Source organism: Streptomyces sp. NPDC088387, from assembly GCF_044753385.1.
In the GTDB taxonomy this organism is placed as follows: domain Bacteria; phylum Actinomycetota; class Actinomycetes; order Streptomycetales; family Streptomycetaceae; genus Streptomyces.
Genome location: NZ_JBIVNC010000009.1, coordinates 1 through 22270, shown reverse-complemented (window position 1 = coordinate 22270; position 22270 = coordinate 1). Strand labels below are relative to the sequence as shown.

18 protein-coding genes and 1 rRNA gene are annotated in these 22270 nt (G+C 71.3%); 8 read left to right on the top strand and 11 right to left on the bottom strand.

Annotated features, from left to right (window positions below):
* Positions 1-301 precede the first annotated feature (301 nt).
* Positions 302-970, bottom strand: a complete 669-nt coding sequence (locus tag ACIQAC_RS23780) for an HAD family hydrolase (protein ID WP_402193981.1) — start codon at positions 968-970, stop codon at positions 302-304.
* A 46-nt stretch (positions 971-1016) separates the two neighbouring features.
* Positions 1017-1529, bottom strand: a complete 513-nt coding sequence (locus ACIQAC_RS23775; RefSeq protein WP_402193980.1) for a DUF6912 family protein — start codon at positions 1527-1529, stop codon at positions 1017-1019.
* Between the two features lie 384 nt (positions 1530-1913).
* Between ACIQAC_RS23775 and ACIQAC_RS23770 the strand changes: the two genes are divergently transcribed.
* Positions 1914-2498 carry an Rv3235 family protein gene (locus tag ACIQAC_RS23770; RefSeq protein ID WP_402193978.1) on the top strand — a complete coding sequence of 195 codons (585 nt, stop codon included), beginning with the start codon at positions 1914-1916 and terminating at the stop codon, positions 2496-2498.
* A 77-nt stretch (positions 2499-2575) separates the two neighbouring features.
* Here the strand turns inward: ACIQAC_RS23770 and secA are convergent, their stop codons facing one another.
* Entirely contained in the window at positions 2576-5383 is a 2808-nt protein-coding gene (gene secA / locus ACIQAC_RS23765; RefSeq protein WP_402193976.1) for a preprotein translocase subunit SecA, read from the bottom strand.
* A gap of 339 nt (positions 5384-5722) precedes the next feature.
* Here secA and ACIQAC_RS23760 point away from each other — a divergent pair, with 339 nt between their 5' ends.
* The gene (locus ACIQAC_RS23760; protein WP_402193975.1) at positions 5723-6361 is read left to right on the top strand and encodes a GNAT family N-acetyltransferase; all 639 of its coding nucleotides are present in this window, start codon (positions 5723-5725) and stop codon (positions 6359-6361) included.
* Entirely contained in the window at positions 6358-7530 is a 1173-nt protein-coding gene (locus ACIQAC_RS23755) for a winged helix-turn-helix domain-containing protein (protein WP_402193974.1), read from the top strand. The genes ACIQAC_RS23760 and ACIQAC_RS23755 overlap by 4 nt, the downstream gene beginning before the upstream one ends.
* Positions 7531-7592: 62 nt before the next feature.
* On the opposite strand, the gene ACIQAC_RS23750 is transcribed toward ACIQAC_RS23755, so the two are convergent.
* The 7 genes from ACIQAC_RS23750 to mtnA all read right to left on the bottom strand — a co-directional run bounded on the left by ACIQAC_RS23750 (position 7593) and on the right by mtnA (position 16319).
* Positions 7593-8339, bottom strand: a complete 747-nt coding sequence (locus ACIQAC_RS23750) for a response regulator (RefSeq protein WP_402193972.1) — start codon at positions 8337-8339, stop codon at positions 7593-7595.
* Positions 8340-8555: 216 nt separating this feature from the next.
* Positions 8556-9245 (bottom strand): ribosome hibernation-promoting factor, HPF/YfiA family, encoded by a 690-nt coding sequence (hpf, locus tag ACIQAC_RS23745; protein WP_402194455.1) that lies wholly within the window; start codon positions 9243-9245, stop codon positions 8556-8558.
* Between the two features lie 315 nt (positions 9246-9560).
* On the bottom strand, positions 9561-10370 hold the full coding sequence (locus ACIQAC_RS23740) for a ComF family protein (protein ID WP_402193971.1): 810 nt from the start codon (positions 10368-10370) through the stop codon (positions 9561-9563).
* Between the two features lie 147 nt (positions 10371-10517).
* The gene (locus ACIQAC_RS23735; RefSeq protein ID WP_402194453.1) at positions 10518-12254 is read right to left on the bottom strand and encodes an LpqB family beta-propeller domain-containing protein; all 1737 of its coding nucleotides are present in this window, start codon (positions 12252-12254) and stop codon (positions 10518-10520) included.
* Between the two features lie 175 nt (positions 12255-12429).
* Positions 12430-14481, bottom strand: a complete 2052-nt coding sequence (gene mtrB / locus ACIQAC_RS23730) for an MtrAB system histidine kinase MtrB (RefSeq protein ID WP_402193969.1) — start codon at positions 14479-14481, stop codon at positions 12430-12432.
* Between the two features lies 1 nt (position 14482).
* A complete protein-coding gene (gene mtrA, locus ACIQAC_RS23725; protein WP_187281934.1) occupies positions 14483-15172 on the bottom strand; it encodes a two-component system response regulator MtrA in 690 nt (229 codons plus the stop codon).
* 4 nt (positions 15173-15176) lie between these two features.
* Positions 15177-16319 (bottom strand): S-methyl-5-thioribose-1-phosphate isomerase, encoded by a 1143-nt coding sequence (gene mtnA, locus ACIQAC_RS23720; RefSeq protein ID WP_402193968.1) that lies wholly within the window; start codon positions 16317-16319, stop codon positions 15177-15179.
* A 140-nt stretch (positions 16320-16459) separates the two neighbouring features.
* Here mtnA and ACIQAC_RS23715 point away from each other — a divergent pair, with 140 nt between their 5' ends.
* Genes ACIQAC_RS23715 through ACIQAC_RS23695 form a run of 5 tightly spaced genes read left to right on the top strand, consistent with a single transcriptional unit; the run spans position 16460 to position 22103 of the window.
* The gene (locus ACIQAC_RS23715; protein ID WP_402193967.1) at positions 16460-17881 is read left to right on the top strand and encodes a glycerophosphoryl diester phosphodiesterase membrane domain-containing protein; all 1422 of its coding nucleotides are present in this window, start codon (positions 16460-16462) and stop codon (positions 17879-17881) included.
* Between the two features lie 4 nt (positions 17882-17885).
* Complete coding sequence (locus ACIQAC_RS23710) at positions 17886-18614, top strand: DUF4129 domain-containing protein (protein ID WP_402193966.1); 729 nt, start codon at positions 17886-17888, stop codon at positions 18612-18614.
* Positions 18611-19804 (top strand): DUF4350 domain-containing protein, encoded by a 1194-nt coding sequence (locus ACIQAC_RS23705; protein WP_402193965.1) that lies wholly within the window; start codon positions 18611-18613, stop codon positions 19802-19804. The genes ACIQAC_RS23710 and ACIQAC_RS23705 overlap by 4 nt, the downstream gene beginning before the upstream one ends.
* Complete coding sequence (locus tag ACIQAC_RS23700) at positions 19804-20793, top strand: AAA family ATPase (protein ID WP_402194451.1); 990 nt, start codon at positions 19804-19806, stop codon at positions 20791-20793. The genes ACIQAC_RS23705 and ACIQAC_RS23700 overlap by 1 nt, the downstream gene beginning before the upstream one ends.
* Positions 20793-22103, top strand: a complete 1311-nt coding sequence (locus tag ACIQAC_RS23695) for a DUF58 domain-containing protein (protein ID WP_402193964.1) — start codon at positions 20793-20795, stop codon at positions 22101-22103. The genes ACIQAC_RS23700 and ACIQAC_RS23695 overlap by 1 nt, the downstream gene beginning before the upstream one ends.
* Before the next feature lie 82 nt (positions 22104-22185).
* Here ACIQAC_RS23695 and rrf read toward each other — a convergent pair.
* Positions 22186-22270 (bottom strand): 5S ribosomal RNA (gene rrf / locus ACIQAC_RS23690); the annotation flags it as partial.

Sequence of the window (22270 nt, the reverse complement as noted above, 5' to 3'; positions counted from 1 at the left end):
GAGTACCCCCGCGAACTATCGCGCTGATCACGGCACCAAGGCTATCGCCCCGAACGGGCCCCTCGTCATGAGCCGTATGTGTACAAAACCCGGCCCAGAAGTTTGACGTTCTGCACAGAAAGAGCGACATAGCCGCGGGCAGTCGTGCCGCAGGGCGGTTGCCCACCCTCCCACCGCAGCTGCGGGCAGTCGTGCCGCAGGGCGGCACGGGTGGGCGCAGCGGCACCCCGTATGCGCCGGGCTGCGCAACCCCCCGCCCCGAGCCCCAACCCGGGGCATCGGCACAGGCACCCGGCAAACCCTACGCAGCCATCCCCTCCGCCAGAGCCACAGCCTCCCCCAGCGAATCCACCACCGGCACCCCCACCGCCTCAAGACTGGCCCGCCCGTGCGACCCCCCGGTGTACAACACGGCCCGCGCCCCCACATACCGCGCAGCCACCGCATCATCCGCAGCGTCCCCGATCACCACGGTCCGCTCAGCCTCCACCCCACTCAGCGCAGCAAGATGCCGCACCATGTGCTCGGCCTTGCTCCCCCCGGACGGCCCGGTCCGCCCGTCGACCCGTATGAAGTGGCTCTCGATCCCGAACCCCCGCACCAGCGGCAGCAGTTCGTCATGCCCGTACATGCTCAGGATCGACTGGCTGCGCCCCGCCGACGACCGCCACCCGGCGAGCAGCTCGGCCGCACCCTCGGTGAGCCCGCACCCCACCCGGTGCTCGGTGTAGTACCGGTGGAAGGTCTCGTCCATGACCTCCCACTCGGCGTCCGTCGGCAGCCGCCCCAGCAGCCGCTCGTAGAACTTCGGCACCGGCACGCAGTACAGCGCCCGGTACTGCTCCATCGTGATCGGTGCCATGCCCAGCTCGGCGAACGCCGCGTTCGTCGCCCCGATGATCGCCTCGTTGTCGTGGAAAAGCGTGCCGTTCCAGTCCCAGACGATGTGCGTCCCTGTCTGCATCCCCATGTCAGAAAACGTACCCGGCCCCACTGACAATCAAGAGACCGCCCGCTCAGACGGGGTTCACCAGGTTCGGAATCTCCTGCGTCGCGAACCACAGCAGCTCATGGTCCTCGGCCCCGTCCACCACGAACTGCGCGTCGTCGTCCCCGCCGGCCGCCGCCTCCACCGCCCCCGCCGCCGCGGTCACGTCCGCCTCCGCGTCGTCGGCGTCGACATGCACGGCCGCCGCCCTGGCCAGCGCCACGGCACCGGCGATCCGCACCTCGCCCAGCGCGTCCGGGTCCAGTCCCCGGTCGGGGTCGTCGGTCGCCGTACCGTCCGGCACGTCCACGGCGACCACGACCCGGCGCCGGGCGGCGTCCGGATCGGCGGCGAGCAGCCGCAGGGAGGCCAGCGCGGCCCGGCTGAGGGCGGCGTACTCCAGCTCCTCGATGTCGTCGGAGACGTACCACTCGCGCAGTCCGGGTGTGACGGCGTAGGCGGTGAGCGGCCCGGCACCGACTTCGCCCGCCTTGTACGCCTCGGCGAGACCGGGGAGGGTCAGGGGGACGTAGACGCGCATGGCTGGCCGCTTTCTCGTGGTCGGACTTCTCGTGGTCGGACTTCGTGTGGTCGGACTTGGTGTGGTCGAAGGCTCACAGCGCCCCTCGCCGGACCTTCCCGCAGGACCTCGCGGAACGCCGTGGGACGGCCCCAGGATACGTCTGGGGTCCCCTTTCGAGTCCCCACCCACCCCCTCCAGGGCGTCCACCCCACGCCGAAAACTCACCCGGGGCACCCCCGTGATCATGGGCTTGAGGGGTCGTTTTCCACCCTGATAGGTGAAGATTCCGGCGCCGCCGCGCGAGCTCGCGTCCGCTTGCCGCCCGGGACCCCGTCCCCGTACAAGATCCCCAACAGCAAGTTACTGCCCGGTATCAGCCGGGCCGGTCGAACGGGGACCACCATGAACAAGGTCATGACCAGGGCACAGCGCCACCCGGGCACCCGCCCGCCGGGCCGCCGCGACCCCCGCCGCCCCGGCAGTACCTCGCCCCGCCTCCCGGGCGACGGCACCACCCGCAGGACGGCCACCGACACCCGCCCGGCGCCCCCGACGGGCACCCCGCAGGCCGCACCAGGGGCGACCACGGCCCACCCCCGCGTCCCCGAGCAGTCCCCCCGCAGGCCCGTGGGTGTGCCCGCCGTCGCCCTGCCCACCGACAGCTTCGCCGAACGGCTGCTGGCCGTGCTGAGCGGCCTGCGTCCCGTGCACTTCATGCTCGGTCACACCGCGGGCCGCGCGTACGACGAGCTGACCTGGCTCGCCGAGCGCAGCCCGCTGCGGACGACCCGCGGCGTCCGCCCGGTCGTCCGCGACATCGGCTGGTGCGAGCCCCGTCCCGGCGCCATCGAGGCCTTCGCCCGGATCAGCGCCGGCGACCGGCTGCGCGCGATGGCGTTCCGCCTGGAACTCGGCCGTGACCGCCGCTGGCGCTGCACCGCCGTCGAACTGGGCGGCCCCCGTATGCCCCAGGACACCACCGACTGAGCCCGCCCACGGCGAAGGGCCGGTCACCCCGAGGATGACCGGCCCTTCCCTTCCCTACGACGCCTCAGGCGCCGCCGTCACTTCTTGCGGCGGCGGCCACGGGTCTGCTTGCGGCGCTCCGCGCGGGTGAGACCGTCGGCCTCCGAGCGCACCGGCTCGTCCTCGCTGCTGAAGTCGCCCTCGATGGTGCCGCCTTCGCCGTCCACGGTGGGCGCGGAGAAGTGCAGGTTCCGCCGCTGCGGGGCGTCCAGGCCCTTGGCGCGGATCTCGGGACGCCCGCCCGCCTGCGCCGGCACGGCGTCCGACTTCTCCAGGCTCGGCGCGTCGTCCTCGACGGGGACCTCCTCGACCTGCTGCTCGACCTGGACCTCCAGGTTGAACAGGTAGCCGACGGACTCCTCCTTGATGCCCTCCATCATGGCGGTGAACATGTCGAAGCCCTCGCGCTGGTACTCGACCAGCGGGTCCTTCTGGGCCATCGCGCGCAGGCCGATGCCCTCCTGGAGGTAGTCCATCTCGTAGAGGTGCTCGCGCCACTTGCGGTCCAGGACGCTGAGCACGACCCGGCGCTCCAGCTCACGCATGATCTCCGCGCCGAGCTGCTCCTCACGCGACTCGTACTGCTGCGTGATGTCGTCCTTGATGGTGTCGGCGATGAACTCGGCGGTCAGGCCCGCGCGGTCACCGGCCTCCTCCTCCAGCTCGTCGACGGTGATCTTCACCGGGTAGAGCTGCTTGAAGGCGCCCCACAGCCGGTCCAGGTCCCAGTCCTCGGCGAAGCCCTCGGCGGTCTCGGCGCCGATGTAGGCGTCGATGGTGTCGTCCATGAAGTGCTTGACCTGGTCCTGGAGGTCCTCGCCCTCCAGGACGCGGCGGCGCTCGCCGTAGATGACCTCGCGCTGCCGGTTGAGGACCTCGTCGTACTTCAGGACGTTCTTACGCGTCTCGAAGTTCTGCTGCTCGACCTGCGACTGGGCGGACGCGATCGCGCGCGTGACCATCTTGTTCTCGATCGGCACGTCGTCCGGCACGTTCGCCATGGACATCACGCGCTCGACCATCTGCGCCTTGAACAGCCGCATCAGGTCGTCGCCGAGGGACAGGTAGAAGCGGGACTCGCCGGGGTCGCCCTGACGGCCGGAACGACCGCGCAGCTGGTTGTCGATGCGGCGCGACTCGTGCCGCTCGGTGCCCAGCACGTAGAGCCCGCCGAGCTCCTTGACCTCTTCGAACTCGGCCCGCACGGCCTTCTCGGCCCGCTCCAGCGCGGCCGGAAGGGCGGCGGCCCACTCCTCGATGTGCTCCTCGGGGTCCAGGCCGCGCTGACGCAGCTCGGCCTCGGCGAGGTCGTCGGGGTTGCCGCCGAGCTTGATGTCCGTACCACGGCCGGCCATGTTGGTGGCCACGGTGACGGCGCCCTTGCGGCCGGCCTGCGCGACGATCTGCGCCTCCCGGTCGTGCTGCTTGGCGTTGAGCACCTCGTGCTGGATGCCGCGCTTGCTGAGCTGCTGCGAGAGGTACTCGGACTTCTCGACCGAGGTGGTGCCGACCAGGATCGGCTGGCCCTTCTCGTGCTTCTCGGCGATGTCGTCGACGACCGAGTCGAACTTCGCGACCTCGGTGCGGTAGATCAGGTCCGACTGGTCCGCGCGGACCATCGGGCGGTTGGTCGGGATGGGGACCACACCGAGCTTGTAGATCTGGTGGAACTCGGCGGCCTCGGTCATCGCCGTACCGGTCATGCCGGAGAGCTTGTCGTAGAGGCGGAAGAAGTTCTGGAGGGTGATCGTGGCGAGCGTCTGGTTCTCGTCCTTGATCGGCACCCCTTCCTTCGCCTCGATCGCCTGGTGCATGCCCTCGTTGTAGCGGCGGCCTGCGAGGATACGGCCGGTGTGCTCGTCGACGATCATGACCTCGCCGTCGATGACGACGTAGTCCTTGTCCTTCTTGAAGAGTTCCTTCGCCTTGATGGCGTTGTTCAGGTAGCCCACGAGCGGGGTGTTCACCGACTCGTAGAGGTTGTCGATGCCCAGCCAGTCCTCGACCTTGCTGACGCCGGACTCGTGGATGGCTACCGTGCGCTTCTTCTCGTCGACGTCGTAGTCACCGGTCTCCTCAAGGCCCTTGAGGGGCTGGCCGGCCTCGCCGCGCTTCAGACGGGTGACCAGCTTGGCGAAGTCGCCGTACCACTTGGTGGCCTGGTCGGCCGGGCCGGAGATGATCAGCGGTGTACGGGCCTCGTCGATGAGGATGGAGTCGACCTCGTCGACCACGGCGAAGTTGTGGCCGCGCTGGACGAGTTCGTCCTTCGACCAGGCCATGTTGTCGCGCAGGTAGTCGAACCCGAACTCGTTGTTCGTGCCGTACGTGATGTCGCAGTTGTACTGCTCGCGACGCTGGGCCGGCGTCATGTTGGCGAGGATGCAGCCGACGCTCAGACCCAGGAACTTGTGGATCCGGCCCATCATCTCGGAGTCGCGCTCGGCCAGGTAGTCGTTGACCGTGATCAGGTGCACGCCCTTGTCGGACAGGGCGTTGAGATACGTGGGCAGGGTGCCGACGAGGGTCTTGCCCTCACCGGTCTTCATCTCGGCGACATAGCCGAGGTGCAGGGCGGCACCGCCCATGATCTGCACGTCGTAGTGACGCTGGCCGAGGACGCGCTTGGACGCCTCACGCACAGTGGCGAAGGCTTCGGGCAGCAAGTCGTCCAGGCTCTCACCGTCTGCGTAACGCTGCTTGTACTCATCGGTGAGGGCCCGCAGCTCGGCGTCGGAGAGGTCAGCGAAGTCCTCTTCGATGGAGTTGACCTGGTCCGCGATGCGGCGCAGCTTGCGCAGGATCTTGCCTTCGCCTGCACGCATGATCTTCGAGAGGACGGACACGGGGGTTGGTCTCCTTGCCGATCGGGCCTGGGACTGTCGGTACCACTGGACGTGACTGAGCAACGGCTATCGTATGCGAGGACCCGGGCGTGCCGGGAGGCCTGCACGGACGACGGCCGTCACCGCCTTCACATCCGCAGCGGGAGCTGCCGCGGATCCCGTGACGAACACCGGTCGGCACCGCGCGGGATCCGTCACCGATCCGCCCTTTCACCTGTGACAACGGCCGGGATTCCCGGATGGTGCCGGATCCCGGCGGGGAATTGCGCGAATCGTGATCACCCGATCACACACGGCAAACCGATGGCGCCCGTTCCGCCTCGCGCGCAGAATCGGCCAATGGAACCCGTCACGCTGTACACCGACCGGCTCCGGCTGCGCGCGGTCGGCCCGCAGGACACGGACGCGGTGTACGCCGCGTGCCAGGACGCCGACATCCAGCGCTGGACCACGATCCCGTCGCCATACCTGCCCGAGCACGCCGAGAGCTTCACCGAGCAGATGTCGCCCGAAGGCTGGACCACGGGCGCGATGTTCACGTTCGGCGTCTTCCTCCCCGAGGGCGACCTGGCCGGCATGCTCGGCATCACGATGCGCTCCCTGGGCGTCGGCGAGATCGGTTTCTGGGCCGTCAAGGCGTACCGCGGCCACGGCTACATCACGGAGGCCACCGTCGCCGCCTCCCGCTGGGCCTTCGTGCACGCGCGCATGGACCGCGTCGAGTGGCGCGCGGAGGTCGGCAACCTCGCCTCCCGCGCGGTCGCGGAGAAGGCCGGCTTCACCGTCGAGGGCGTACTGCGCGCCGCGATGAACAACCACGGCGTGCTGCGGGACGTCTGGGTCGGCTCCCTGCTCCCGTCGGACCTCGGTCTGCCGTCGACCGCGCCCTACCTGCCCGCGCCGACGGCCGGAGCTGCGCCTTCGAACCCCCAGGTCAGCCCCATTGTCAGTGCCACCCCCTATCGTGCGGAGACATGACGACCCCGCGCCCCACCGCAGAGCTCACCGCAGCCGAGGCCCGTCGCCTCGTCCTGCGTGCCCAGGGCTTCCTGGGCAGTCCCGACCGCAGAGCCGGAGTCCGCGGCGTCCTGCGGCATCTCGGCGCGGTCCAGCTCGACACGATCTCCGTCCTCGCCCGCTCCCACGAACTCGTGCCGTACGCGCGCCTGGGCGCCGTCGGCCGCAAGACGGTGGAGGCGGCGTACTGGAGCGACACCCACGCGTTCGAGTACTGGTCGCACGCGGCGTGCATCCTCCCCATCGAGGAGTGGCCCCACTTCGCGTTCCGCCGCCGCGCCTACCGCGCCCGCCCGCACTGGAACCACGACCTGCCGGACGGCGCCTACGACCAGGTGATCAAGCAGCTCCGCGCGGAGGGCCCGCTCACGGCCACGGAGTTGGGCGGCGCCAAGCGGACCAGCGAGTGGTGGGACTGGTCGGGCGCGAAGGTCGCCGTGGAGCGCGCGCTGATGTACGGCGAGGTGGTGTGCGTCGAGCGCCGCGGCTGGAAGCGTCTGTACGACCTGGCGGAGCGCGCCGTCCCCAAGGCGCTGCTGCACGACGACCTGGACGACGCCGAGTGCCTGCGCCGGCTGGTCCGGCTGGCCGGCGAGTCGCTGGGTGTCGGCACCCGCGCGGACATCGCCGACTACCACCGCCTCAAGGGCGAGCAGGTCGACGCGGTGATCGCCGACTCCGGTCTGGTGCCGGTCACGGTCGAGGGGTGGGGCAAGCCGGCCTGGGCGGATCCGGCGGCGCTGGAGACCCCGCCGCGCGGACGGCACCGCACCACCCTGCTGTCCCCGTTCGACTCCCTGGTCTGGGAACGCGCGCGCACGGAGCGGATCTTCGGCTTCACCCACCGCTTGGAGGCCTACGTCCCCAAGCCGAAGCGGATCCACGGCTACTTCGCGATGCCGGTGCTGGCCGGCGGCCAACTCGTCGGCCGGGTGGACCCGGCGCGCGAGGGCCGCACCCTGGTCGCCCGGCAGATCACGCTGGACGGCCCCAAGGCGGTCCCCGCGGTGGCTCAGGCGCTCGTCGAGGCGGCGAGCTGGGTGGACTGCACGGACGTACGCGTGGAGCGGGTGGACGCGCCGGAACTGCGCGAGGCCCTCACGAGCGAACTCGCGGCGCTTCTCGGATAAGGCCCGTCCCCGGGCGGGGTGCGGTCGGGCAGGCCGCGACCGGGCGTCCCGGGATTCCGGCCTCACCGAATCTCGAGGATCTTCTCCCGCATCGCGTAGACGACCGCTTCCATCCTGGAGTGCAGCTGGAGCTTCTCCAGGATGTTGCGGACGTGGTTCTTCACGGTGTTCTCGGAGATGAACAACTCCTTGGCGATATCCCGGTTGTTCATCCCCGTCGCGACCAGTTTGAGGACTTCGAGTTCCCGGTCGGTCAGCCGCGGCGCGGGAACCAGTCGCCGCTCGTCCGTGCGCTGGATCATCGACTTGAACTCGGTGAGCAGTTTGGACGCCATGGACGGGCTGATCTGCGACTGTCCGTCGGCCACCGCGCGAATCGCCGTGGCGACCTCGTCCGTCGAGATCTCCTTCAGCAGATAACCGGTCGCGCCCGCCTTGATCGCGTCGTAGAGATCCGCTTCCTCGTCGCTGATCGTCAGCATGATGATCTTCGCGCTGGGCGCCACCTCCTTGATGGAGGTGCACGCCTCGATCCCGCCGCGCTTGGGCATCCGTACGTCCATCAGCACGATGTCGGGCAGCAGGTCGGCCGCCTTGTCGACCGCCTCGGCGCCGTCCCCGGCCTCGCCTACGACCTGGATGTCCTCCTCGGCCGCGAGCACGATCTCCAGGCCGCGCCGGAAGAGGGCGTGGTCGTCCACGACCAGGACACGGATCGGCTCCTTGCGTGATGCGCCCGCGTCAGGGCTCACGGCGGCGACACCGTCGTCTGCGTCGCCGTCCTGCATCGGTCCGAAGCTGTCCGCCATCGTTCCTCCCCCTGAAGGCTGTGGCCTGTGGTTCTGTGCCATCGCCAACCCAAGGCAACGGCCCACCGGTTGAGCCGTTGCCGCCATGATTCCATGCCTGGCCGACACCGCGGTGACAGAGCGGGAAGCGAACTGGTCGCACACCGGTGCCCCTGGGGGCGCACACGCGCTCCAGGGGCACCGCTTCACTGTCGCCCGGGTGGGCGCCCGGGTGGGTCAGCCACCAAGCGAGCCGCCCGCGTCGGGCGACGGCGCCTGGGTCACCATCGTGTCCGTACTCAGGTGAATGACGCCGTAGTCGTAGGCGTGCCGCCGGTAGACGACACTGGGCTCCTTGGTCTCGGAGTCGACGAACAGATAGAAGTCGTGCCCGACCAGTTCCATCTCGTAGAGGGCCTGGTCAAGGGTCATGGGAGCGGCGACGTGGGTCTTCTCACGGACGACGAGGGGGCCTTCGCCCTGCACCTCGAGCGAGCCGATCTTCTTGGTGGGCACAACCGGCTCGTCGGCCTCGAAGGTGTGGCCGTTGCCGTTGAGCGTCGCCGCGTCCGGGACGTGGTCCGGGACCTCTGCCGCCGTGAGCCGGCGGACACCTCGGCGCGTGTGACGCTTGTCGTGCTCCTTGCGCAGCCGGGCGTCCAGCTTCTCCGCCGCGAGGTCGAGAGCGGCGTAGGGGTCGCTGGCCGCGGCCTCCGCCCGGATCACCGGACCGCGGGAGCGGAGCGTGATCTCCACTCGGTCGCAGCGGTCGGCCTGTCGGGGGTTGGGCTCCTTGGACACCTCGACGTCGAGGCTGATCACCTTGCCGTCGAGCTTCTGGATCTTCTCCAGCTTCAGCTTCTCGGCCACGTGCTTGCGGAACCGCTCGGGCACCTCGGTCTTGCGGCCCTTGACGACGATGTCCACGCAGAACTCCGTTCCCGGATTGCTCCGCATCGACGGCGGAGCATCTCCCTTGTGCACCTGGTCCCGGTAACTTCCGGAACCTCGGACTCGGTGACTTCCACCTCCTCCTCCCCCGGAGCAAGATCTCCACCCCGGCCGGCCCGGGTGATTGCAGAAAACCCGCAGCACGGCATTCGGATATGCGGGGGATGGCCTGCGCCTTTCTCCCACAACCGAACATATCTCGCCCGGACGGATGTCGTCACCCTCTACTGGCGCGTACCTCCGTTCCAGTGAATTAACCCCTTCACTACCTGCAACGATGCAACTTTGCAGTCAGTTCCAGTTTATTTCGAAAGAATCTGGCGAGGCCGCGACCACGGCCGCGCAGACCACTTCGTGCGGCTGTTTCACTACCGGCGTTCCCTGCCCAATCCGGTTCCGCTCCACACTTATCGCCTCCCGTACGGTCCGGGCCGCCTCCGTGAGCGACGCCCCGGTTGTCATCAGGTCGTCCACCAGCACGATCCGGCCACCGCGCAGCAGCCCGTCCGCGCCCTGTGCCACACCGAGCGCCCCGGTGAGGTTCGCCAGCCGCCGCGACGAGTTCAGCCCCGTCTGGTCGGCCACCGGCCGCCGTTGCCGCAGCACGGCGAGCACCCGGGCCGGCGTCCCGGCCCGCCGCAGCTCACTCGCTGCCGCGAGCGCGATCCGGCGTGCGGGATCGTGCCCCCGCGCCCGGACGGCCCCGCGCGCCGACGGCACGGGAACAAGCAGCACGGGCTGCGACCCCGTACCACCGGCTCCGCCACCGACACTGCCGCCGGCACCAACACCGGTATTGCCGCCGGCACCGTCAAGTCCCGCCCGTACCGCCCCCGCGAGGGCCGTGCCGAGCGGCGCGGCGAGCGCCAGCGCGCCCCGTTCCTTGTGCGCGAGCAGCGTGGCCCGCACCTCGTCCTCGTACCTGCCCGCGGCGTACACCGCCGGCAGTCCACGTGGCTCCGGCACCGGTCGCACCCGGCGCGGTGCGGCCCCGCTCAGGGCGGCACGGCACTGCGCGCACAGCACCGTACGAGGCGTCCCACAGCCTCCGCACTCGGCCGGCAGCACCAGGTCCGTGAGGTCCTGCCACCACCCCCGCATGTCCACCACTGTGCCAACACCGGGGCACACGGGCCACCCCTGTGGAAAACCCCTGTGGACAACTCAACTCCTGCCCGCACCGGGGCAGATCACACACCCGGGGGACCAGATCACCGGGCCCGGAGGACCAGATCCCCGGCCCCGCCCTCACCCCGGATAGACCGGCGAGGTCCCTTCCTTGACGACCTTCTGCCACTGCCCGCCCGTGGCCATCCGCACGATCCCGTCCTCCGAGTACGCCACCAGCGGCAGCCGTTCGTCCTCGGAGGCGGCGATCTCCTTCACGCCGGTGAGCGCGTCCGGGGCCGGTACCTCGGGGACGGAGCCGTCGACCTGGACGTAGGACATCTGCTGGACGCCCTCCTGCTCGCGCCCGACCACCACGAGGCGGCTGTCGCCGGCCCAGGACATGGTCGTGATCTGCGACAGCTTCGGGGTCGCCGAGCGCATCTCCCTGACCGTCACCACCGGCTGCTCGCCGGCCTTGTCGTCGCGCTCGATCCGTCCGACCAACAGGGACTGCCGGTTGCCCTTCTCGACGACGAGCGCGATCCGCACACCGTCGGCTGCCACCTTCAGGGAGTCGATACGGCCGTCGAGGCCGGGTGTCCCGACCTCGATCGGCTCGCCCTCGCCGTTCTGGAACAGCAGCAGCCGCGGGTGACCGGGGTCGCGGTCGGCCACCCACAGGTCGCCGTGCGTGTCCCAGCTGGGTGTGGTGAGCCGGTCGTCCTCGGTCTTGCCCTGGCTGACGACGACGGGCTCGCCCAGCGGGTCGTCGGAGACCATGGAGCCGATGTAGAGCCCCTTGCCGTCGATGCCGACCCCGGCCGCCGTGCTCTCGTCGCGCGACACGGCCACCGACCGCAGCGCGCGGCCGCCCGTGCCGAGCGGACCGGGCACGGGGTCGGCCGAGGTCTCCTTGCTGCCGCCCGCGATCCGCACGAGCCGGTGCTCGCCGTCGAGGAAGTACAGGTAGTCGGGCCGCTCGGCGGAGCCCCGCGCGGCGACCGTTTCGGCGCTCTCCTCGTTGAGGACGCACAACTGGCGGTTGCTCGCCTGGAGTTCGACCCGGTCCACGGCCGGTGTGAGCGTGCGCAGCGTGAACAGCAGCTGGGCGGCCATCTCGTTGCACTTGGTGAGGCCGACCTGGGCCGCCTTGGCGTTGAGCGGCACGGTGAGCTTGTTCTGGTCGTCGGTGGTGAGCGAGGTGACGCCCTTCGCCAGCTCCGTACCGCTGGGGAAGCTCGACCTGACCACCGGGTCGAGCCAGGTCGTGGGTCCCGCGAGCAGGGAGTTCACCATCTGCGTCATGGGGTCCACCCGCCGGCGCACGTACACGGGGTCGGCGACGGCGGCGGGCTGTGTGCCGCTCTCGGCGGCGGCGTTGGACGCGAAGTAGTACTTGTTGACGGAGGTGTAGTTGCGCTGGAAGTCCGACTGGCCCATGACGACGCCCGGCGGCAGTCCGTCGATGCGCCACTGGCCGGTCTTCTGGTCCTTGGTGAGATGCACCTGGCGCGCGTAGTCACCCACCGCGGGCGCGTACGACTGCTGCGAGTCGACCAGGGCGATACGGTCGCCGGTCAGCGTGAACGAGTAGTCGGTGCCGTCCTCGCGCCCGCCCGCCGGGTCGGCGGTGGTGGCCGGTCCGTCGGCGAGCACGGTGGTGGACGCCTCCGGGTCCCACTCGCTCGCGGCCGCCTTCGTCAGATACAGCTTCGCGGTCTCGTAGTGCGGATCGTCGCTGGTCAGGGCCTCCAGGAAGCCCTGCACGATGTCCGGGGGCGCCGCGTCCTCGCGGGGCGGCACGGCGAACACCCGTACCTGGGTGTCCTGTCGTGGTGTGGACTCGACGCCGCGCAGATCGCCGTTGTCGGGCATCGAGGCGCAGCCGGCCAGCAGGACGACGCCGCCGGCGGCGTAGACCACCGCGCGCCGCGACCCACGCCGGGCGCCCCGCTTACGGTCGGCCACCCGCTCGCGGTCGACCCCCAGCTCACGGTCGACCCCCTGCTCGCGGTCGGCCCCTCGCCCGCGGTCGGCGCCCCCTTCGCGGTCAGCGCCCACGAGATGCCTCCCCTTGTCTGTCCGGCTCCTCCGCCCGGGCTTCCGGGCGGTGCGGTGCCGTGCCGCGCGGCCCGTCCGGGGCGGCGGTGTCGTCCTGTGGTCGTACGGCGCCGCCGGTCGGCCTGGGCACCACACGCGCGCCGTTGCCGGGCAGTGCCGTCGGGTCGGCGGTGGGGGCGGTGACCGGCCGGGTCAGCGGGGTCTCGCCGTTGGGCTGCACGGGCACGGTGGCGGATTTCTCGCCCCCGCGCGGTACACCGGCCTCATGAAGACCGCGGTTGCGCCGCGAGTCCTTGGGCTCCAGCGGTATCGGGGAGCCGCGCAGCGGCTCGTCCGCGGTCCTGGGCAGCGTCAGCCGGAACTGCGAACCGCCGCCGGGCTCGCCCCAGGCCTGGAGCCAGCCGCCGTGCAGCCGCGCGTCCTCCAGGGCGATGGACAGGCCGAGGCCCGTTCCCCCGGTGGTACGCGCGCGTGCCGGGTCGGCGCGCCAGAAGCGGTTGAAGACGCGGGTCGCCTCGCCGGGCTTGAGGCCCACACCGTAGTCGCGTACGGCGACGGCGACGGCGCCGCCCGCGGTGGCGAGCTTGACGACGACGTCCCGTCCCTCGCCGTGCTCGACGGCGTTGACGACCAGGTTGCGCAGCACCCGCTCGACACGCCGCGCGTCGGCCTCGGCGACGACGGGCTGGAGGTCGCCGACGACACGTATGCGGGTGCCCTTGCGCTCGGCGAGCGGCTCGGCCCCGCTGACGACCCGCCGGACGACCTCGCGCAGGTCTATCGGCTCGGCCTCCAGCGCGGCGGCGCCGGCGTCGAAGCGGCTGATCTCCAGCAGGTCCGAGAGCAGCGACTCGAACCGGTCGAGCTGGTCGGCGAGGAGTTCCGCCGACCGCCCGGTGATCGGGTCGAAGTCGACACGCGCCTCGTGGATGACGTCGGCGGCCATCCGCACGGTCGTCAGCGGTGTGCGCAGCTCGTGCGAGACGTCGGAGACGAACCGCCGCTGCATCCGCGACAACTCCTCCAGCTGCTGGATCTTCAGCTGGAGGTTCTGCGCCATCTTGTTGAAGGCCTCGCCCAGGCGCGCGATGTCGTCCTCGCCGGTGACCTTCATACGTTCCTGGAGGCGGCCCGCGGAGAGCCGCTCGGCGATCCCGGCCGCCATCCGTACCGGCGTCACGACCTGGCGCACCACGAGCCAGGCGATGGCCCCCAGGAGGACGACCACAAAGAGCCCGGCGGTCGCCAGCGTGCCCTTGACCAGGCTCAGCGACTTCTCCTCCTGCGTGAGCGGGAAGAGGTAGTACAGCTGGTACGGGTCGCCGTTGGGGTCGGTGACCTCCTTGCCGATGACCAGGGCCGGCTGGGCCGCCTTGTCGGTGCCGCTGTAGATGATGCGGGTGTAGCTCTGCGCGGCGGCGGTGCTGGTGTTGATCCGCGTCCGCAGGTCCTCGGGGACGCTCTTGTTGGGGTCGACGCCACCGGAGGCGCGCGGCCCGCGCCCGTTGCCGCTGTCGTCGCCCGCGGGCAGCGTCACGACGTCGAAGGCGCCCTGGCCGCCGCTGGACAGCGACGACACCAGGTCGCTCATCCACTGGATGACGTTCTGCGCGGGCCGGCCGTCGACGGTGGCGGTGTCGTCGCCGGTCCCGCCGAACGCCTCGTCGGCCTGCTGCCGGGCCGCGGCGAAGCCGCCGGTGGCCTGGCTCTGCGAGGCCTTCACCTTGGCGTCCAGCAGGCCGTTGCGCACCTGCCCGATGACGACGAAGCCGAGCAGCAGCACAACGCCCAGGGACATCAGCAGGGTCGTGACGACGACCTTGAGCTGGATGTTGCGCCGCCACAGCCGCATGACGGGCAGCAGCGGCCGACGCACCCAGCGCATGAACAGCCGCAGCACGGGGCTGCCCTGGACGCCGCCCTGAAGCAGGCCGCCCTCCAGAAAGCGTCCCCAGCGGGAGCCGGCCGCCTTCCGGCCGACAGGCCGCTCCGCGCGGGCCCCGGTCCTGCCGGGCGCCGAAGCGGCACTGTCCCCGGACATGTCAGCTCGGCCCCGCCTTGTAACCGACACCACGGACGGTCACCACGATCTCCGGCCGCTCCGGGTCCTTCTCAACCTTGGAGCGCAGCCGCTGGACGTGCACGTTGACCAGCCGGGTGTCGGCCGCGTGCCGGTAGCCCCAGACCTGCTCCAGGAGCACCTCACGCGTGAACACCTGCCACGGCTTGCGGGCCAGCGCGACCAGCAGGTCGAACTCCAGCGGCGTCAGCGCGATCGACTGCCCCTCGCGCTTCACCGAGTGCCCGGCCACGTCGATGACCAGATCGCCGATGGCGAGCTGCTCCGGCGCCGGCTCCTCGGACCTCCTGAGCCGGGCCCGGATCCTGGCGACCAGCTCCTTCGGCTTGAACGGCTTCACGATGTAGTCGTCGGCCCCGGACTCCAGGCCCACCACGACATCGACGGTGTCGCTCTTGGCCGTGAGCATCACGATCGGCACCCCGGACTCCGCCCTGATCAGGCGGCACACCTCGATACCGTCGCGGCCCGGCAGCATCAGGTCCAACAGGACCAGATCGGGCTTGGCCTCACGGAAAGCGGCCAGCGCCTTGTCGCCGTCGGCTACGAAAGACGGCTCAAAACCTTCACCACGCAGCACGATGCCGAGCATCTCGGCCAGTGCGGTGTCGTCGTCGACGACAAGGACTCGTCCCTTCATAAACGACATCATCCCATTAGCTAATCGTTACCTGGCGTGACCTGGCACACAGCTCGGCAAGAGCCTCAGCCGTCACGGGTGAAACAGCGCCTTCCTCTGTGACGATCGCCGTCACCAGCTCGGGGGGTGTCACGTCGAACGCCGGGTTGTACGCCTGGGTCCCCAGGGGTGCCACCGGAATCCCGCCTCCCGCTCCTGTCACCGGCACCTGCGGTGCTGTGACCTCGGTCACCTCGTATCCGGGGCGCTGTTCGACCTCGATGGACGCCCCGTCCGGGGTGTCCGCGTCGACCGTCGTCACCGGCGCCACCACGATGAACGGCACATGGTGATAGCGGGCGAGCACCGCGAGCGGATAGCTTCCCACCTTGTTCGCCACCGATCCGTCGGCCGCGATGCGGTCGGCACCGATCAGCACCGCGTCCACCTCCCCGGCCGAGAACAGCGAACCCGCCGCGTTGTCGGTGAGCAAGGTGTACGCCATCCCGCTGCGCGCCGCCTCATAAGCCGTCAGGCGAGCACCTTGCAGCAACGGACGCGTTTCGTCCACCCAGAGCCTGCGCAGCCGCCCCACGCGGTGCGCCGCGAGTGCCACCGCGAAGGCCGTGCCCTCACCGCCCGACACCAGTGCTCCGGTGTTGCAGTGCGTCAGGATGCGGTGCCCGCCGCCGGGCAGCAGCTCGTCGAGCAGCGCCAGTCCGTGCTCCGCCATCCGCGCGCTGGCCTCGGCGTCCTCGCGGTGCAGCTGCCGGGCCGCGGCCAGCGCCGCCGTCGCGGCCTGCCGGGTGTCGCCGGTGCGCGCGAGGGCCGCCTGGTGGGCCGCGCGGGCCCGCTGCACACCGAGGGACAGGTTCACCGCGGTGGGCCGGGCGCCCGCGAGCGCGTTCGCCGCCTCCTCCACGTCGAACCCGCGTGCGGCGGCGAGCGCGACCCCGTACGCCCCGGCGATGCCGAGCAGCGGCGCCCCGCGCACGGCGAGCGAACGGATCGCCTCCACCAGCGCGGGCGCGTCCGTGCAGACCAGCTCGACCTCCTCGGCCGGCAGCCTCGTCTGGTCCAGAAGAACCAGCACGGGCCCCTCCGGTGGCTCGTCCCAGCGCAGCGCCGGGGTGTCGGTGGGCCGGTTGTCCTCGCCGGATTGCGCGTACTGATCAGCCATGCGGTCAGTCTGCCCCGAGTACGGCGGACAATTGAAGGCAGGAAGCCCATACCGCGGCCGGTCACCCGGCATCGGCCCCATGGCACGATGTGGGCCAACCTGCTGACGCGACCGCGCACGGGCACTGTGAAGGAGCGACGATGAACGACACTCCGGGCTGGGCCTCGCCCGGATCCGCCCCGTCCGACGGGCGGGAACCCGGCGCGTCCGGTCCCGCCGAGCCGTCCGACCGGCCCGGCCCCACCGAGCCGTCCGACCAGCCGGGCACGGACCCGCAGAGCCCCGGTCCGAAGTGGTCCAAGGAACAGCCGCCGCCGGCCCAGTGGTCCGCGCCCACCGGCACCCAGAACCCGGGCCGGACCCCACCGCCCCCGCCGCCCGGCCCGGGGTGGGGAACCCCGCCCCCCGGCGCTCCCGGAGGCGGCTGGGGCGGACCTGGCGGACCTGGCGGCCCAGGAGCCCCCGGAGGCGGTCAGGGCGGCTGGGGAGGCCCCGGCGGTCCCGCCGGACCGGGCGGACCCGGCGGCGGCCCACGTGGCCCGTACGGCGGCTGGGGCAGCCCCTGGGGCGGACCCCCGCCGGCCGCCAAGCCCGGTGTGATCCCGCTGCGCCCCCTCGGCGTCGGCGAGATCCTCGACGGCGCGGTCTCCACCATGCGCACCTACTGGCGCACGGTCCTCGGCATCTCCCTGACCGTCGCGGTCCTCACGGAGATCGTCGTCGTCCTGCTCCAGGGCTTCGTCCTGGACGACCTCGCCGACACCTCGGTCCTCGACGACCCGAACGCGTCCGTCGGCGAACTCGGCCGCGCCATGGGCGAGGCCATGCTGGGCAACCTCGTCATCTTCGTGATCTCGCTCATCGGCACGGTCGCCGCGACCGCCCTGCTGACGACGGTCACCAGCCGCGCGGTACTCGGCAAGCCCGTCACGACCGCGGAGGCCTGGCGCGACGCCCGGCCTCAGATCCTGAAGCTCTTCGGCCTGATCTTCCTGCTGCTGCTCATCACGTTCGGCATCATCGCGGTGGGCACCGTGCCCAGCATCCTGGTGGCCGTCGCGGGCGGTGGCGGCGCCGGCGTCGCCCTGTCCGTCCTGGTGATCCTCGCGGCCGCCGTGGTCGCGGTGTGGGTCATGGTCCGCTTCTCGCTCGCCTCGCCCGCGCTGATGCTGGAGAAGCAGGGCATCACCAAGGCGATGAGCCGGTCCGTGAAGCTGGTCAACGGCTCCTGGTGGCGGGTCTTCGGCATCCAGCTGCTCGCCGTGATCATCGCCAACATCATCGCGATGATCATCGTGGTGCCGTTCGCCCTCATCGGCACCGTGGCCGGCGGCGACGGCCTCAGCGGCCTCGTCGACGCCAACTCCGACCTCGGCTGGACGTTCCTCGTGATCAGCGGCATCGGGTCGGTGATCGGCTCCATGATCACGTTCCCGATCACGGCCGGCGTGACCGTGCTGCTCTACATCGACCAGCGCATCCGCCGCGAGGCACTCGACCTCGACCTGGCCCGCGCCGCCGGCGTCCAGGGCTACGGCGCCGGCGCCACCCCCGGGAGCTGATGCGGTGAGCCCGGCGGGGGGAATTGCCACTGCGCTGTCGGCACTCGCGGCACTGCCGCGCGGCGCCGAGGAACCGCCGCTCACCGTCCCGCGCGACCCCGCGCGGGAGGCGGCCGAGCGGGAACTGGCCAAGCGGCTGTACCACGAGGACGACCCCGGACTCTTCCAACGCGCCTTCGACAAGTTCTGGGAGTGGGTCGAGAAGTTCTTCAACAGCACCTCGTCGGCGACCCCCGGCGGCGTGCTCGGCCTCGTCGTCATCGTGCTGGTCGTCGTGGCGGTGCTGGCCGCCCTGTGGTGGCGCCTCGGCACCCCCCGCCGCCAACCCGTCTCCTCCACCGCCCTGTTCGACGACCTCCCCCGCAGCGCCGCCGACCACCGCTCCGCCGCCGAGGCCCACGCCGCCCGCGGCCACTGGAACCAGGCCGTCCAGGAACGCATGCGCGCCATCGTCCGCTCCCTGGAGGAACGCGCCCTCCTGGACATCCGCCCCGGCCGCACCGCCGACGAGGCCGCCGCCGAAGCCGGCCGCGCCCTGCCCGGCCACGCCGACCGACTGCGCGCCGCGGCCCGGGACTTCGACGACGTGACATACGGCGGCCGTACGGCGACCGAGACGTCGTACGGACGCATCGCCGAACTCGACCGCGACCTCCGGCGCAGCAAACCCCGACTCGCGAGCACCGGTGCCGACAGCGCGGACCACAACACCCGCCAGGGAGCCGCCGGATGACGACCGAGGCCACGCTCCCGTCCACCTCGGCCTCGCCCACCCCGCGTCAGGTGTGGACCCGCGCGCGAGGCATCGCACTCGCCGCCGTCGTCCTCGTCGCGGCCGCCGTCGCGATCACCCTGTTCCAGTCCGACGCCCGCCGGGGCCACCTCGACCCGCGCTCCGCCGACGAACAGGGCAGCCGCGCCGTCGCCGAACTCCTCGCCGACCGCGGGGTGTCCACCCGCGTGGTCACCACCCTCGACGAGGCCCGCGCCGCCGCCGGCTCCGACACCACAATCCTGGTCGCCGAACCCGACCTGCTGACCCCCCGTCAGCAGTCCCGCCTCTACGAGGGCACCGCCTCCACCGGCGGCCGCACGATCCTCGTCGCCGCAGGCAGCTCCTCCGTCGACCGGCTCGCCCCCGGCGTCTACGTCGACCCCGCGACCACCTTCGACTCCACACTCGACCCCGAGTGCGCCCTGCCCGCCGCCCGGCGCGCGGGCGCCGCCGACACCGGCGGCCTGCGCTACTCCACCACCCACGCCGACGCCGACGAGTGCTACCCCAGCCAGCGGCTCGCCACCCTCGTACGCATCCCGCACCCCGAGGGAAACGGCGACACCGTCATCCTCGGCGCGCCCGACATCCTCCTCAACGACCGCCTCGACAAGCAGGGCAACGCCTCGCTCGCCCTCCAACTCCTCGGCTCCCGCCCCCATCTGGTCTGGTACCTCCCCTCGCTCTCCGACACCAGCGCCACGGACGACGACGAACGCGGCTTCCTCGAACTGATCCCCTCCGGCTGGATCGCGGGCACCGCGCAACTCCTCGTCGCCGCCGTCCTGGCCGCCCTGTGGCGGGCACGCCGGCTCGGCCCCCTCGTGCCGGAAAACCTCCCCGTCGCGATCCGCGCCTCCGAAACCGTCGAAGGCCGCGCCCGCCTCTACCGCAAGGCGAACGCCCGCGACCGCGCCGCGACCGCTCTTCGCTCCACCACCCGCACGCGCCTCGCCCCCCTCGTAGGCCTCGCCGCCACCCGGGCACACACGCCCGAAGCCCTGCTCCCCGCGCTCTCCGCCCATCTGCGGGGCGAAGGCCGGGACCTGCACGCTCTCCTGTTCGGACCGCCGCCCGGCGACGACGCGGCACTCATCGCCCTCGCCGACCAACTCGACGCCCTCGAAAGAGAGGTACGCCGTCCATGATGGACCCGACCACTGACAACGCCGGGCCGAGCGGGGACGCGGGCAGCGCCCGAGCCTCCCTGGAAGCCCTGCGCGCCGAGATCGCGAAGGCCGTGGTCGGCCAGGATCCCGCCGTGACCGGCCTCGTCGTCGCCCTCCTGTGCCGCGGCCACGTCCTGCTCGAAGGCGTCCCCGGCGTCGCCAAGACACTGCTCGTCCGCGCCCTCGCCGCCGCCCTCGAACTCGACACCAAGCGCGTCCAGTTCACCCCCGACCTCATGCCGAGCGACGTCACCGGCTCCCTGGTCTACGACGCCCGCACCGCCGAGTTCTCCTTCCAGCCCGGCCCGGTCTTCACCAACCTGCTCCTCGCCGACGAGATCAACCGCACACCCCCGAAGACCCAGTCGTCCCTCCTGGAGGCCATGGAGGAGCGCCAGGTCACGGTCGACGGCACCCCACGCGCGCTGCCCGACCCGTTCCTCGTCGCGGCCACCCAGAACCCGGTCGAGTACGAGGGCACCTACCCCCTCCCCGAAGCCCAACTGGACCGTTTCCTTCTCAAACTGACCATCCCTCTCCCGTCCCGCCAGGACGAGATCGGCGTCCTGACCCGACACGCCGACGGCTTCAACCCGCGCGACCTGCACGCCGCCGGCATCCGCCCCGTAGCAGGCCCCGCCGACCTGGAAGCCGCCCGCGCGGCAGTCGCCAAGACGACGGTCTCCCCCGAGATCACCGCCTATGTGGTGGACATCTGCCGCGCCACCCGCGAATCGCCGTCCCTCACCCTGGGCGTCTCCCCGCGCGGTGCCACGGCACTCCTGGCCACCGCACGCGCGTGGGCCTGGCTCACCGGCCGCGACTACGTCACCCCCGACGACGTCAAAGCCCTCGCCCTGCCCACACTCCGGCACCGCGTACAGCTCCGCCCGGAGGCCGAAATGGAGGGCGTGACGGCCGACTCCGTCATCAACGCGATCCTCACCCACGTCCCCGTCCCCCGCTGATGGCGCTCACCGGACGCGCCGCGCTCGTCGCGGCACTGGGCGCCGTCCCCATCGGCCTCTGGGACCCAAGCCTCACGGGCCTGCTCACCGTCAACGTCCCCCTGGCCGTCGCCTGCGCCTGCGACTTCGCCCTGGCGGCCCCCGTACGCCGCCTGGGCCTGTCCCGCTCCGGAGACACCTCCGCACGCCTCGGCGAGCCCGCGGACGTCACCCTGACGGTCACCAACCCGTCCCGGCGCCCCCTGAAGGCCCACATCCGCGACGCCTGGCCCCCCAGCAGCTGGCAGCCGGGCACCGAAGTGGAGTCCTCACGCCACCACCTGACGGTCCCGCCCGGCGAACGCCGCCGCGTCACGACCCGTCTGCGCCCCACCCGACGCGGTGACCGCCACGCCGACCGCGTAACGATCCGCTCCTACGGCCCCCTCGGCCTCTTCTCCCGCCAGGGCACCCACAAGGTCCCGTGGACGGTCCGCGTCCTGCCCCCGTTCACCAGCCGCAAGCACCTGCCCTCGAAGCTGGCCCGCCTCCGCGAACTCGACGGCCGCACCAGCGTCCTCACCCGCGGCGAGGGCACCGAGTTCGACAGCCTGCGCGAGTACGTCCCCGGCGACGACACCCGCTCCATCGACTGGCGCGCAACCGCCCGCCAGACCACCGTCGCCGTACGCACCTGGCGCCCCGAGCGCGACCGCCACATCCTGCTGGTCCTGGACACCGGCCGCACCTCCGCCGGTCGCGTCGGCGACGCACCACGCCTGGACTCCGCCATGGACGCGGCACTGCTCCTGGCCGCACTGGCCTCCCGCGCGGGCGACCGCGTCGACCTGCTCGCCTACGACCGCCGGGTCCGCACCCTCGTCCAGGGCCGCACCGCCGGCGACCTCCTGCCGTCCCTCGTCAACGCCATGGCGACCCTCGAACCCGAGCTGATCGAGACGGACGCCCGAGGCCTTACGGCAACAGCGCTCCGTACGGCCCCCCGCCGCTCCCTGATCGTGCTCCTCACCACCCTGGACGCGGCCCCGGTCGAGGAGGGCCTGCTCCCCGTCCTCCCACAACTCACCCAGCGCCACACCGTCCTGGTGGCATCGGTAGCCGACCCCCACGTCGCCGGCATGGCGAAGGCCCGAGGCGACGTCAACGCGATCTACGAAGCGGCAGCCGCAGCCCAGGCCCAGACAGAACGCCGACGCACTTCAGAACAACTGCGCCGCCACGGAGTTACGGTCGTGGACGCGACGCCGGACGAACTGGCACCGGCGCTGGCGGACGCGTATCTGGCATTGAAGACAGCGGGTCGTCTCTGAGAAAGGCGGGGCGGAAGCCCCTTATTGACCTCCTAAACGCAGAAAACCCCGCATCCGAAGATGCGGGGTTTTCTCAATAATTGTTCGGCGGCGTCCTACTCTCCCACAGGGTCCCCCCTGCAGTACCATCGGCGCTGTAAGGCTTAGCTTCCGGGTTCGGAATGTAA